The sequence below is a fragment of the Corynebacterium sp. KPL1995 genome, assembly GCF_000477935.1.
GTDB lineage: Bacteria > Actinomycetota > Actinomycetes > Mycobacteriales > Mycobacteriaceae > Corynebacterium > Corynebacterium pseudodiphtheriticum.
In genome coordinates, this window is record NZ_KI515715.1 from 1,778,146 (window position 1) to 1,791,602 (window position 13,457).

10 protein-coding genes and 1 pseudogene are annotated in these 13,457 nt (G+C 53.7%); 5 read left to right on the plus strand and 6 right to left on the minus strand.

What is annotated here, in order from left to right:
• Positions 1-23: 23 nt before the first annotated feature.
• A pseudogene (gene tkt, locus HMPREF1292_RS11410) lies at positions 24-2,117 on the minus strand (transketolase); the annotation flags it as partial.
• A 257-nt stretch (positions 2,118-2,374) separates the two neighbouring features.
• Here tkt and HMPREF1292_RS07900 point away from each other — a divergent pair.
• Positions 2,375-3,310 (plus strand): heme o synthase, encoded by a 936-nt coding sequence (locus HMPREF1292_RS07900; RefSeq protein WP_027017943.1) that lies wholly within the window; start codon positions 2,375-2,377, stop codon positions 3,308-3,310.
• A gap of 61 nt (positions 3,311-3,371) precedes the next feature.
• Here the strand turns inward: HMPREF1292_RS07900 and HMPREF1292_RS07905 are convergent, their stop codons facing one another.
• From HMPREF1292_RS07905 to mptB, 5 genes are all read right to left on the minus strand, one after another.
• Positions 3,372-4,343 (minus strand): quinone oxidoreductase, encoded by a 972-nt coding sequence (locus HMPREF1292_RS07905; RefSeq protein WP_023019441.1) that lies wholly within the window; start codon positions 4,341-4,343, stop codon positions 3,372-3,374.
• A gap of 68 nt (positions 4,344-4,411) precedes the next feature.
• Positions 4,412-5,419: a heme A synthase gene (locus tag HMPREF1292_RS07910; RefSeq protein WP_084521431.1), complete on the minus strand. Its 1,008-nt coding sequence runs from the start codon at positions 5,417-5,419 to the stop codon at positions 4,412-4,414.
• Between the two features lie 182 nt (positions 5,420-5,601).
• Positions 5,602-6,369, minus strand: coding sequence for an ABC transporter permease (locus HMPREF1292_RS07915; RefSeq protein ID WP_023019443.1), 768 nt, complete (start codon positions 6,367-6,369; stop codon positions 5,602-5,604).
• Positions 6,356-7,318 carry an ABC transporter ATP-binding protein gene (locus tag HMPREF1292_RS07920; protein ID WP_023019444.1) on the minus strand — a complete coding sequence of 321 codons (963 nt, stop codon included), beginning with the start codon at positions 7,316-7,318 and terminating at the stop codon, positions 6,356-6,358. The genes HMPREF1292_RS07915 and HMPREF1292_RS07920 overlap by 14 nt, the downstream gene beginning before the upstream one ends.
• Complete coding sequence (gene mptB / locus HMPREF1292_RS07925) at positions 7,315-8,976, minus strand: polyprenol phosphomannose-dependent alpha 1,6 mannosyltransferase MptB (RefSeq protein ID WP_034645218.1); 1,662 nt, start codon at positions 8,974-8,976, stop codon at positions 7,315-7,317. Before mptB ends, HMPREF1292_RS07920 begins: the two co-directional genes overlap by 4 nt.
• Positions 8,977-9,216: 240 nt before the next feature.
• On the opposite strand from mptB, the gene HMPREF1292_RS07930 reads away from it, so the two are divergent.
• The 4 genes from HMPREF1292_RS07930 (at position 9,217) to sufC (ending at position 13,414) form a co-directional block, all read left to right on the plus strand.
• Entirely contained in the window at positions 9,217-9,990 is a 774-nt protein-coding gene (locus HMPREF1292_RS07930; protein WP_051137471.1) for a metalloregulator ArsR/SmtB family transcription factor, read from the plus strand.
• Positions 9,971-11,413, plus strand: coding sequence for a Fe-S cluster assembly protein SufB (gene sufB / locus HMPREF1292_RS07935; RefSeq protein ID WP_023019448.1), 1,443 nt, complete (start codon positions 9,971-9,973; stop codon positions 11,411-11,413). The genes HMPREF1292_RS07930 and sufB overlap by 20 nt, the downstream gene beginning before the upstream one ends.
• A gap of 1 nt (position 11,414) precedes the next feature.
• Positions 11,415-12,581: a Fe-S cluster assembly protein SufD gene (gene sufD / locus HMPREF1292_RS07940; RefSeq protein ID WP_023019449.1), complete on the plus strand. Its 1,167-nt coding sequence runs from the start codon at positions 11,415-11,417 to the stop codon at positions 12,579-12,581.
• 77 nt (positions 12,582-12,658) lie between these two features.
• Positions 12,659-13,414: a Fe-S cluster assembly ATPase SufC gene (gene sufC, locus HMPREF1292_RS07945; protein WP_021353942.1), complete on the plus strand. Its 756-nt coding sequence runs from the start codon at positions 12,659-12,661 to the stop codon at positions 13,412-13,414.
• Positions 13,415-13,457: the final 43 nt, after the last annotated feature.

Sequence of the window (13,457 nt, forward strand, 5' to 3'; positions counted from 1 at the left end):
CCAGGAACTTTGTTAGCTGCGGGGGCTTGTTCCAGTGCCTTCTTGGCTTCGGCCACTACATTGTCGACGGTAAAGCCAAACCTTGCAAAGAGTTCTTCTGCTGGGGCAGAGGCACCGTAATGTTCCAGAGAAATCTGCCGACCAAACGGTGCAGTGTATTTGTGCCATGGCATGGCGAGACCAGCTTCAATGGATACTCGCGCAGTAACTTCACGTGGGAGAACTGATTCGCGGTAGTTTTCGTCTTGCTGTTCGAACCATTCCAAACAAGGCGCAGAAACGACACGTGTTGGTGTGCCTTCAGCTTCTAAGCGTTCGGCAGCGGCCACAGCGAGGTGTACCTCGGAGCCGGTAGCAATCAGAATGAGCTCTGGCGAAGCCGAAGCTTCCACCAAAACATAAGCACCCTTTGCGACGCCTACGGAGGCCTTTTCGGCGGTTCCCTCCAGCACTGGGACGTTTTGCCGGGTTAATGCTAGCCCCTTCGGGCCTTTCTCCTTGCGCATCGCGGATACCCATGCCTGTGTAGTTTCATTGGCGTCCGCCGGGCGGATGACCGCGAGATTTGGAATAGCGCGTAGCGCGGCCAAGGTCTCAACCGGCTGGTGAGTTGGGCCATCTTCGCCCAAGCCGATGGAGTCGTGGGTCCATACGTAGTAGGTGTCGGTGCCCATCAGGGCTCCCAGGCGAACCGCCGGGTACATGTATTCCGAGAAAATCAAGAATGTTCCCCCGTAAACACGGGTGTGGCCGTGTAAGGCAATACCATTCATGATCGCTGCCATGCCATGCTCACGGATGCCGAAGTGTAGATTGCGACCGTGTAACGGGTCAGCTTGCCACATATCCGTAGAGATTGATTGCGGGCCGAACGAAGGTGCCCCCTTGATGACAGTGTTGTTGGAACCAGCCAAGTCCGCTGAGCCGCCCCAAAGCTCTGGCAACTGTGCTGCGAGGACTTGAATTACCTCCGCGGAGGCCTTACGCGTAGCAATGCCTTTAGAATCGGCTTCCCAAACCGGCATATCTTCGCCGAAGTTTTCTGGTAACTCGTATGCCGCCATGCGGTCGAAGAGTTCTTTGCGTTCTGGGTTTTTCTTGGCCCAGGCGTCGAAACGCTGCTGCCATTCTTGTTGCGCTTTGGTGCCGCGGTTAACTAGCTCGCGGGTGTGTGCAAGCACTTTTTCGTCGACGTGAAAGTGCTCATCAGGGTCAAAGCCAAGGAATTTTTTGGTCGCCTGGATTTCTTCTTCACCAAGTGCTGCACCATGTGAGGCACCGGTATTCATAGCATTTGGCGCAGGGTAGGCGATAACCGTTTGCACCCGGATAAAAGTCGGGCGCAAAGTATCTTGCTTTGCGAGCTTGACCGCCTGTTCCAGTGCAGCAACGTCTTCTCCAGAACCCACCTCAAGCACCTGCCAACCGTAGGCTTCGTAGCGTTTGGCCACAGACTCAGAGAAAGCGATGTCGGTGTCATCCTCGATGGAGATGTTGTTGTCATCCCAAAAGACGATCAAGTTGCCCAGCTGTTGCGTACCCGCCAGGGAACATGCTTCGGCCGTGACGCCTTCTTGCACATCACCGTCGGAACAAATGGTGTAAACATAATGGTCGAATGGAGATTGTCCGGCGGGTGCATCAGGGTCGAATAGGCCGCGCTCTTTGCGAGCGGCCATCGCCATACCGACGGAGGAAGCTAGGCCTTGTCCGAGAGGTCCAGTCGTGATCTCTACACCGTTGGTGTGTCCGTATTCGGGGTGCCCTGGTGTCAACGAGCCCCAGGTACGCAGTTGCTTCAGATCATCCAGCTCTAAGCCAAAGCCACCCAGGAAAAGCTGAATGTATTGTGTCAGAGATGAATGTCCGACAGACAGCACGAAACGGTCACGCCCGGCCCACTGCGGGTCGGCCGGGTTGTGTTTCAGCACACGCTGATAAAGCGTGTAAGCCAACGGGGCGAGTGACATTGCGGTGCCCGGGTGTCCAGAACCGCAATTTTGCACCGCGTCGGCGGCTAATAACCGCACCGTATCTACAGCGCGGGTATCCGTCTCGTTCCAGTCACTCGGGTAGCGACGAATGGTTTTAGCTTTAAGCTTGGGGGACAGTGACACAGCTGGTTCCTCGCATCAATCTGTTTGCAACGGTGAAAACAATGGTGTGCCCCTTAGTCTAAAGGTAGATTCAGAGTTTTGTGTACTTGCACGCGATTATGAGCCGCACGGTGGGTGGCATGTAGGCTATGGTGGTTCGGGACAGTCAGTTTCTATCCGCCTAAAGTTGGTGGGAACTTTCCGCCCTTTGTAAACGACTCTCTCTAGTGCCACTGGAGTCCGACTGGTGGCAAACATAGAGGGACTTATTTGGCACGTTGTTGGAGGATTTTTCCTTGGGAAAGATCAAGGCATATTTCGCGTTAACCAAGCCGCGGATTATTGAACTGCTCTTGGTGGCTGCGCTTCCTGCCATGCTGCAAGCGGAGCGCGGTACAGAAGCGATATCCAATAACTTTGGCCTGATCATACTTACTTTGTTGGGCGGCTGGATGGGGGCCTCAGCGGCACATACCTTCAACATGGTTGCCGACTATGAGCTAGACCAGCAGATGAAACGCACTCGCGGACGACCGTTAGTTAATGATGTCGTTTCTAAACGGGAAGCTGCTGTTTTCGGTTCCCTGCTACTAGTCATTTCTGTGCTGTGGCTGGGGATATTAGCGAATTCTTGGTTGGCGGCCTTATTCGTTATTTTGACGAATGTGCACTACATCGTGGTGTATACCAAGTTCCTGAAACGGCGAACCTCGCAAAATATTGTGTGGGGCGGGCTTGCGGGGTGCATGCCTGTCATGGTCGGTTGGGCAGTCATTACCGATAACGCTCCGGCAGGAGAACCAGCGCGATGGTGGCAAGCGATCGCGCTTTTCTTGATCATCTTCTTCTGGACCCCACCGCACACCTGGGCTTTGGCCATGAAATACAAAGAGGATTACAAGCGTGCTGGCATTCCAATGCTGCCGGTCGTTGCCAAGGAATCTGAAGTTACCCGTCAAATTCTGCTTTATTCAGTGGCAATGGTGATTACTTCTTTCGCGCTGATCCCAGCCGCATCCTGGATCTATCTCGTTGGCTCGGTCAGTACGGCAGCCGTGTTTCTCTACATGGCCAGTCGTCTACACCAAGGGGTGAAAAAAGGCGCCAAGGTACAACCCATGGCGCTGTTCATCTGGTCGAATAATTATCTAGCGATTTTGTTCTTGAGCTTGTCCGTTGACGCCATTATTGGGTGGACACCGTTTCTAGCTTAGTTGCCTGTAGGCTTGCATTTGAGCGGTGTCTTACCGAATTTGGGCGATTCAATTCTCTTTTTTAGATCGCTTCTTGGACCCGCAGAACAATAGAACCAGTGGTCTTCCGGTCTTGTAAATCACGGTGCGCGTGTGCAGCTTCTTCCAATGGATAAGAATCGCTCACCCGGAACTTTAGATCCCCATCGACGACGGCTTGTACGACTGCTTGTGCCCGCATCTGGAATTCACCCTCTCGACTAGTCCACCCGGCCACAGATGGTCGTGTGAGAAATATAGAGCCTTTCTCATTTAAAATCTGTGGATCAATAGGGTCAACCGGGCCGGAAGCTGCACCAAACAAGCAGACAGTCCCGCGATTACGGACCATATCTAATGATTGTTCAAAGGTGTCCTTGCCTACGCCGTCGTAGACTACATCGACGCCCTTTCCTGCAGTTAATTCTCGTACCTGATTGGCTAACTCCGGGCCATAACGTAATACATGAGTAGCTCCTGCTTGGTAGGACAATTCTTCTTTTTCATCGGAAGAGACTACGGTGTAAACATTTGCGCCGGCTGCTGCAGCAAATTGCGTAGCCAACAGGCCGACACCACCGGCACCGGCGGTGATCACGCAGCTGTCGCCGTCGGCAAGCTCATAGACACCGTGTGTGAGATAATGCGCAGTAATGCCTTGTAGCAGCATGGAAGCGGCGGTGGATAAATCGAAATCGTTTGGTACCGCAACTAGCTTGTCTCTGGCGACACATACCTGTTCGGCATAGGAGCCGAACGCGGTATTCCACGCGACCATAGTGCCGCTAGCGATCTTCCCAATAGGATCGTGGAGAACACGGCCAACGCCTTCGAATCCAGGAATAAACGGCGTCGTGGCTGAGTAAATGCCTTCACGGTAGTAGGTGTCGATGTAGTTAACTCCGGCAACGAGCACGTCTACGAGGACTTGATCGTCGGACGGTATTGGGCTTTCGACCTCAGCGATCTGGAGCACTTCCGGGCCGCCGGTGCGAGTAATCTGTATTGCCTTCATAGTTATCGAGGTTACAGTCTGTGGGCGTTGCGTGGGTTAGTTAGTCCGGTGGTTGGTGCGTGCCCGGGTTAATTGGAGCCTTTTCTCTGTGAGACTAAGCCAGACGAGCTGCATGTTTCACGGGCAGAATGGTCCAACTGGAACCGTGGACGTGCGTAACCCCGAGCCCACAAAGCTGCGGTAAAAGCTACGACCACCGAACTCATCGCGATGTGAAAAGGTACGGTCCAACGTGGGACTCCAAGATAGAACTGTGCTACACCGATGCCCCATTGAATAATAATTACCGTGACTAGGACCCACGCAGTATACTTCGCACGCTGCGGCGCTTTTTGCTTATACAGCTGCCACACGACGAGTAGTGTCAACAAAAGATAGGCATACATGCACACGGCATGGACTACCGCTAATACTTCAGTATCTAGTTCTAGGCGACCTTTCATACCGGCATCCGCATCACCGGAATGCGGTCCGGAACCGGTCACCATTGTGCCCGTGATCAGCACAATTGACAGTGCGCCGGCGGCAAGAGCTGCAAATTGCCGGGTGTGCGCGGCGAAAATTCGTTGTGGTGATTGTGAATCATCTTCCGCGATCCGGGAGTAGAGTAGCGCAGCTATCCAGACCAAGACCATAGAGGGCAGGAAGTGCAATGCAACAGTCCACCAATGCAACTCCATATGCACGGAAATTCCGCCGATTACCGCTTGCAGGACGATACCTAGAATTGATGCAGCACCATAGGCTTTAAGCTCACGGCGCCTGCCAGCTGTCTTTAGCGCAACCAACACCGCGATTGCTGCAGCTACGACCACGAAAGTCAGCAGACGGTTACCAAATTCGATAATTTGATGGACCCAAGGCTGTGCGCCGGCGACCGGGACCAAAGAACCTTCCTGACAATTCGGCCAAGTATCGCAGCCTAATCCTGATCCAGTCACACGTACGATAGATCCAGAAACCGTAATTCCCGCCTGGGAGAGCAACAGTATTAGCGCAAGACGCCTCTGCCATTTCAGGCTGGGGCTGAAATGCGGACTGTTAGCTGTCTGGCTCGTTTCTGGGCTCGTTGACATAGCTACTCCGGTACTATCTGCCTGCTGATTTACGGTGTTCACAACGATTATCCTACTCGGTGAATACACAGGTTCCGAACGTGCGGACGGTGGATATGTTGAGTCGTTGCCCACATTTCACACGATGCTGGCAGTCCTTTGTTGCCACAGAACAATGTTCCGGAAGTTAAGTCAATTCTGGGTTAGGAGAATCGAAATTTCTTGATCGCCAATCCCGCAGCTGCTAACCCCCAGGCGATGATGATCAGCAGCTCGGTGATAGGGATGATTCCGCGTAAGCCTTCAGCGAGCCCGGAAGCTACTGCAACAGAGGGAACCAATGTCCATAACCCGTTGCTGCCCAAACCTTGTGCGTACAGAACCCAGCCAACGACTCCTAGTAAAACCAGCCACAAAAAGTTGCCCAAGCCAAGGACTTTTTCAGCTGCCAATGTCCCGCCGAGCAATAGCCCGAAAGCAGTAAAGCTGGCAGTAGAGAGTAGCAATACGACGAGCGTCAAAAGGATATCTGCGAAGCTAGCGCGAAACCCGAGAATTCCAGCTGTAATTGCAAGCACAATTGCTTGTATCAGCGTCACGATAACAATCGCGGTGATTTTGCCGACAATGATCGCGGTGCGCGGCACCCCGGAAGCTCCTGCTCTTTTCAAAGCACCGTAGCGTCTGTCGAAGGCCACGGCAATGGCTTGCCCAGTAAAACCGGATCCCATAGCAGCAACCGCTAAAACCATAGGAAAAATTTCGTCGAGGCCGCGTTCTTCCCCCAAAAACGGGACAAACGCTGCTCCAACCAAAATTGCTAAAGGAACAACGATATTTAGTAGCAATTGTTCGCCGTGACGCAGAATCAGCGAGGTTTCCATTCGGGTCTGTGCACCGACGATACGGAGGAACGAAGCCGGGAGCGGTGCAGGGCTAAAAGTTCCAGCAGGAAAACTATGTGCGGTCATCAACGTCCTCAGTAACGGCTAGAAAGACATCTTCCAGGCTGCGGGCAGTGACATTTAATTCGCGCAGCAAGATCTTGTGCGCGGCCATGGTTGTACCAAGTTGTTCGATTAACTCCGGGGTAGGTGTTGAATGTAAGAGGTAACGGTTGTGACCAATGGAGCTGAGTGACCAGTCGGAAGGCAACATGTCGTCGGCAAGCGCAGTGTCCGTGGTAAACGTTAGACTTTCTCCCGTTGATTGGGCGAGCAGCTCTTGAGGTGTGCCTGAAATTTGCAATTGGCCGTGATCCATAATGTAGATGTAATCAGAGAGCCGTTCAGCTTCGTCAAGCAAATGGGTGGTTAAAACGACCGTGACGCCATCTCTACGAAGGGCTTCGATGAGTTCCCAGGTTAAGCGTCGTGCTTGGGCATCCATGCCAGCGGTTGGTTCATCGAGAAAAATGAGTTCTGGCCTGGGCAGAAGAGCCAAAGCTAGAGAAAGACGTTGCTGTTGACCACCGGAAAGTCGGCGGTAAGTGGTTGTACTGTGCGGGCGTAAACCAACCAGGTCGATCAGCCATTCGGGGTCATGGGGGTTGGCGTAATACTTCGCAGCCAAATTGAGTTGTTCAGAAACGGTAGCGCCGGAATAACCACCTCCGCCTTGCAGCATCATGCCGATGCGCTGACGGACTTTATCTGGTTCCGTAGCTGGGTTCATGCCAAGGACTTCAATGCGTCCAGAAGATGGTTGCGTGAAGCCCTCGCACATTTCGATGGTGGTAGTTTTACCTGCACCGTTTGGGCCAAGCAGGGAAACGATGCGCCCGCGCGGAACCGTGAGGTTGAGTGCATCGACTGCAGAGGTATCAGCAAAACGTTTGCTGACGTTGTCGAGCACCACGGCGGGCGAGCTGTTGGCCGTGGAGTCCTCGAAGCCATCGAAAGTTTTATGCACGTCACTCATTGTAGGGGAGAAGTTTTGCGATGCCGAAGCAGGTAGGAAACAACGGTAACGATACTGGTTATGACCAGGGCAGTGAGCAGTGCTTGTGCGTAAATACCAGCAACAACTTCCGGCGGCAGTGCCATTCCGCGGGGCAAAGTTAAGAAGCTCACTATGACGCAATAGATTGTGACCAGAACCCGGAATACGGCACGGTTGGCCCATGCGGCTAGTGGAACGATTGCCCACAGTAGGTACCACGGGTGTACAACCGGAAAAAATATGACTAACACGAGAGTTGCCATACCAAGCCCCCCGACCGGATGGATAGCTCCCCGAAAAGTGGCGAAGAGCATGCGGAGCAGGAAAATTCCTGACACCACCACACCAAGAGTGCGGGTGATTACCAAAATGGACTCTGTGTGGTCTCCCAACCCCAGCACTGTGCCAATAAAACCGCTGATCACTCCCAATGCTGTTGTTAAAGACAGCCAACTGCGGATGGTCGCAGCCCCGCCTTGTGCACTGATCCAACCGAGATCGATACCAGTAATTAGTGTGATCACAGCGATGCTGACCACAAGCGTTACAAGGTAGAAACCAGCTGCCAAGACGACCGCTAGCCAGCGGCGCATGCCGTTGTTCGCCAGCCAACGTGCCAGTGCCATGCCGACGAAACCCAAAGCGATAAAGCCGGTAACCTTGACCATCCCGGCGCACGCAAGTAGAAATCCGCCGGCGAATAATAAGCCCCATCGCCGTGCCGAACTCGGATTGTCAATACCGCGAAGGGCTAGTTCTATGCCAACCAAGAGGAAGCCCAATAAAACTGCTTCGTTGTGAATGCCACCCAGCAAGTGAAGCATGACCACGGGGTTGAGCACTCCAAGCCATAAGGCAGTTTCTGGGGCGATTCCACAACGTCTCGCAAGCTTGGCAAGCGCCCAAGCCATCGCGATGATACCCACTAGGGAAATTAGGCGGTGCGCGAGAACACCGAATACGATTCCGTCGCTAGTTAGCTGGCTGATCGCAGCAGCGATGCCCAAAGCTACGGGGCCATATGGGGAAGGGGATTGCGCCCAGATAAAAGGCACTGAGCGTGCCAACGCGTTTTCAGTCCCGAGAAGTTCCACCGGTCCTGCTTCATACGGGCTCAAGCCCTGCGCAACGATTGAGCCATTCGCCAGGTAAGAATAAATGTCTTGTGTAAATAGAGGAGCTGTAAACACCAATGGCACCGACCAGGCGACCAAAGTTAGTTTTAACTCGCCGGTGCCAATCGTGAGACGCTGCGCAGAGTCGAAACGGAAACTAATTCCGACAAATCGAGCCATAGCAACCCACGAGAATACTAAAATTCCGATCCCCAGCATGACTAATGCAGAGGAGGTCTGCAGCATACGGGCCATTAACGAACCCAACGGAAAATCCGAATATGGGTTGTTAACTACGGGAAGAGCACCTGCACCGAGTCCGCCCAAGCCGATCAGAAGAGTCGCAACCGTGCCCATCCATTGCCAAAGACGAAATAACCGAGCCTCCCGGGGCGTGGGCTCCTCGTGTACCGGAGGTTTTTGCGTGGCGTCGGAGAGCTGCGCAGAGCGTGATCCAGCTGTGCCCACTCGCGGTAAAACCGCGCGGATGGAGGGCCAAGGGTTCAGCGTGCGCAAATTCACGGAAGCCTATTTTAGTCATATTCCTCGGGTAGCTGTAACCCTGTCGGTTCTGCTTTGGCAGGGTATGGGCGATAGCGATTTCATCTCGGCGTGGAAAGGCATAGTTTTTGATGAATATGGCCAGCTGGTTGGGGCTGGGTATAACCCACTCCAGCTGGACACTGCGCGATATTTAAGGAACACTAGTGTTGTCAAAAGGTGAATCACCGTTAAGGGCTAAGGAGGTGCATGATGGCGACTATGCCCGACAGAAGTGTCGATAGTGACAAAGGTTCCGGCGAAGCTACTGGGCTGACTGGAAAAGAAACACGTACTACTGATGGCGATACCCGTCGCCAAGTAATGCACTTGCTGCTCAAGCAAGGGCCGATTACGGCTGGAATGCTTGGTGATCATCTCGGCCTTTCGGCCGCGGGTGTGCGCAGACACCTGGACATTTTGGTGGAGGATGGATTGACGGAAACCGTGCACCGTCGCCCGCGAGGGCAGACGCGGGGTCGGCCCGCAAAACACTTCCGCTTAACTGATCGAGGACGTGCATATTTCGGGCACTCCTACGACCTATTGGCATCGGATGCTCTGGAAGCTCTGCGTGAAGCTGGAGGGGCAGATGCGGTCCGTGCTTTCGCACGGCAGCGTGTCCGGAAAATCCTCGATAAAATAACACCAGCGACATCCCCAGATGACGCTGAGGAGCAAGTTGATGAACATGCGGTGGAGCACACCGCCAAACAGTTAGCGGAAACGTTGAGCGCACATGGTTACATATCGACGGTGCGCCCGTCGGAATCAGGCATCCAGATGTGCCAGCATCATTGCCCCATCGCTCACGTTGCGGCAGAACACCCAGAATTGTGTGAAGCCGAGCATGAGGTCATTACTTCGCTTCTGAGCCAACACGTGCAGCCCTTGGCTACCATCGCGGAAGGCCACGGTATTTGCACCACGAATATTCCCTTGACGCAATCACAAACCATCATGAAAGGAGCTGGTCATGACTCAGGCACAACCTAAGCCAGAGACTCCGCAGATGACCGATGATGAGATTATCGATTCGATCGGTGCCTACGAGTACGGCTGGCACGACTCCGACGCCGCGGGCGCATCCGCTGAACGTGGCATTAGCGAAGAAGTAGTCCGCGACATCTCACGCCGTAAGAATGAGCCAGAGTGGATGCTCGAAGCTCGTCTGAAGGCTTACCGCATCTTTGAAAAGAAACCAATGCCTACGTGGGGCGCTGATCTGTCGGATATCGACTTCGATCAGATTAAATACTACGTCTCTTCGACTGAGGGCCAAGCGGCTTCCTGGGAAGACCTCCCAGAAGACATTAAGGCTACTTATGACAAATTGGGCATCCCAGAAGCAGAAAAGCAGCGGTTGGTTGCGGGCGTTGCAGCGCAGTATGAATCTGAGGTTGTTTACCACCAGATCCGCGAGGACCTGGAGGAAAAAGGTGTCATTTTCGTAGACACTGATACTGGCCTGCGGGAATACGAAGATCTCTTTAAAGAATACTTCGGCTCTGTCATCCCAGCCGGTGACAACAAGTTCTCTGCGTTGAATACTTCTGTCTGGTCTGGCGGCTCTTTCATTTATGTACCGAAGGGCGTGCATGTCGATATTCCGTTGCAGGCGTATTTCCGTATCAATACCGAAAACATGGGCCAGTTTGAGCGCACCTTGATCATCGTTGATGAAGATGCCTATGTCCATTACGTCGAAGGCTGCACCGCACCGATCTACAAATCGGATTCGTTGCACTCTGCGGTCGTAGAAATCGTCGTCAAGAAGAACGCTCGTTGCCGTTACACGACCATCCAAAACTGGTCTCAAAACGTTTATAACCTGGTTACTAAGCGCGCTAAGGCTGAAGAAGGCGCAACCATGGAATGGGTTGACGGCAACATCGGTTCGAAGGTCACCATGAAATATCCGGCCGTATGGATGACCGGTGAAGGTGCCAAGGGTGAAGTTTTGTCCGTAGCGTTTGCTGGCGAAAATCAGTTCCAGGACACGGGCGCCAAGATGGTACATATGGCACCACGCACTTCCTCCAACGTCGTGTCCAAGTCTGTTGCCCGTGCAGGCGGCCGTGCTTCGTACCGAGGTCTCGTGCAGATCAACAAGAACGCGAAGCACTCGACTTCGAACATTGAGTGTGACGCGCTACTGGTTGATTCAATCTCGCGTACCGACACCTACCCATACAATGACATTCGTAACGAATATGTCACTTTGGGGCATGAGGCTACGGTTTCGCAGGTTTCTGAAGAACAATTGTTCTACTTGATGTCGCGCGGTATCGCCGAAGAAGAAGCAATGGCAATGATTGTGCGCGGATTTGTCGAGCCAATCGCGAAAGAGTTGCCAATGGAATATGCACTCGAATTGAACCGTCTGATCGAACTACAAATGGAAGGATCCGTGGGCTAAATTGGTTAACTCTAACGAATTCAACACCACGAAAGCGGCCACGAAAGGCGACCAGTTCACGTCATTTAACGTCGATGATTTCCAGGTTCCAAGTGGTCGTGACGAAGTCTGGCGCTATATCTCATTGCGTAGCTTGCGGGGATTACACGATGGCACCTTTTCTGAGGTCGTGGAACAAAACATCAGCGTAAGCGAACAAGGCGGCGTCAAGAGCGAAAAAGTTGCTCCGGACGATTCCCGTCTGGGACGTGCGGGCGCACCGGCAGACCGTGTCGCAGCGCAAGCTTGGACTTCGATGCCCGCTGGTCAGGTCATCACCATTGACGGCGACAAGCAGTACGAGGATGCCGTGGTCATTACGATCACCGGTGCAGGCGACGATGTGACATCCTTCGGTGCTACTTCGGTAGAGATCGGCAACCATGCTGAGGTGACCATCGTATTGAACTACCAGGGCTCTGGCACGCACGCAGACAACGTGGAATTTGTCATCGGCGACGGCGCCCACGTCAACGTCGTGGTTGATGCCGATTGGGATGATGATGCAGTGCACCTGTCACACCAGGTTGCTTCTCTGGGACGCGACGCAACCCTGCGCCACAACGCAGCCATCTTCGGCGGCGAGATCGTTCGCATGGTTCCTCGCGTCGGTTTCCGTGCGCCAGGTGGCGATGCGGAATTGCTGGGCGTGTACTACGCTTCCGAAGGGCAGTACTTCGAAAACCGCCTGCTGATGGATCACTCGCAGCCATCGTGCCGTTCCAACGTCATGTACAAGGGCGCGATTCAGGGAGCACCGGGCTCCTCCAAGCCAGACGCCCGCTCGTGCTGGGTTGGCGATATTCTGATTCGCTCAAACGCAGAAAACACCGACACCTACGAGGTCAACCGCAACCTCTTGCTGACCGATGGTGCCCGCGCAGATGCGATCCCGAATTTGGAAATCGAAACCGGCGAGATCGCTGGAGCTGGTCACGCCGCAACCGTCGGCAGGTTCGACGACGAGCAGGTTTATTACTTGATGTCGCGCGGTATCCCAGAAGGAGAGGCACGTCGTTTGATTATCCGTGGCTTCTTCTTGGAGATCATCAACCGCATTCCAGTGCAGAACTTGCGCGAAGACTTGGCAAAGCGAGTCGACGACGAACTCGCAAGCATCTCGGCATAACACGAAATCGAAACCGCTAGGGCAGCGGCTCCAGTCGCCCCTACACGCACGACCTATAACCACGGAAAGAGTGAGCTATGTCTACCTTGGAAATTAAGAATCTGCACGCTCAGGTGCTGCCGTCGGATGAGACCGCAGAGCCAAAGCCAATTCTGAAAGGCGTCAACCTGACCATCAAGTCGGGCGAAACTCATGCCATCATGGGGCCAAACGGCTCCGGCAAGTCGACCTTGGCTTACGCCTTGTCGGGTCACCCTCGTTACGAAATCACTGAGGGCGAAGTACTTCTCGACGGTGAAAACATCCTAGAGATGGAAGTTGACGAGCGCGCGCAGGCCGGCCTGTTCCTTGCCATGCAGTACCCAACCGAAGTTCCTGGCGTTTCCTCGTCGAACTTTATGCGTTCGGCAGTATCTGCCGTTCGCGGCGAAGCACCAAAGCTGCGTGAATGGGTCAAGGAAGTCAACGAAGCCCGTGAGGCGCTGTCCATCGATAAGTCCTTCGGTGAGCGCTCGGTCAACGAAGGCTTCTCCGGTGGTGAGAAGAAGCGCCACGAAGTACTGCAGCTGGGTCTGCTGAAGCCAAAATTCGCCATCATGGACGAAACTGACTCCGGCCTTGACGTTGACGCGTTGCGTATCGTCTCTGACGGAATCAACCGTTACCAGGACGAAACCAATGGCGGAATCATGATGATCACCCACTACAAGCGCATCTTGAACTACGTCAACCCTGATTTCGTTCACGTGTTTGCTAAAGGACGTATCGTCGAAACTGGCGGTGCTGAATTGGCCGACACCCTTGAGTCCAGCGGTTACGATCAGTTCATGTAAACGCAGCCAGTAACTTCCTCTGGCCACGTTTGCGCTGATACGA

Bases quoted from the DNA above. Each gene is read 5' to 3' on its own strand.
- HMPREF1292_RS07905 (WP_023019441.1), bottom strand. From the start codon at position 4,343: ATGAAGGCAATACAGATTACTCGCACCGGCGGCCCGGAAGTGCTCCAG.
- HMPREF1292_RS07910 (WP_084521431.1), bottom strand. From the start codon at position 5,419: ATGTCAACGAGCCCAGAAACGAGCCAGACAGCTAACAGTCCGCATTTC.
- HMPREF1292_RS07915 (WP_023019443.1), bottom strand. From the start codon at position 6,369: ATGACCGCACATAGTTTTCCTGCTGGAACTTTTAGCCCTGCACCGCTC.
- HMPREF1292_RS07920 (WP_023019444.1), bottom strand. From the start codon at position 7,318: ATGAGTGACGTGCATAAAACTTTCGATGGCTTCGAGGACTCCACGGCC.
- HMPREF1292_RS07930 (WP_051137471.1), top strand. From the start codon at position 9,217: ATGCCCGACAGAAGTGTCGATAGTGACAAAGGTTCCGGCGAAGCTACT.
- sufB (WP_023019448.1), top strand. From the start codon at position 9,971: ATGACTCAGGCACAACCTAAGCCAGAGACTCCGCAGATGACCGATGAT.
- sufC (WP_021353942.1), top strand. From the start codon at position 12,659: ATGTCTACCTTGGAAATTAAGAATCTGCACGCTCAGGTGCTGCCGTCG.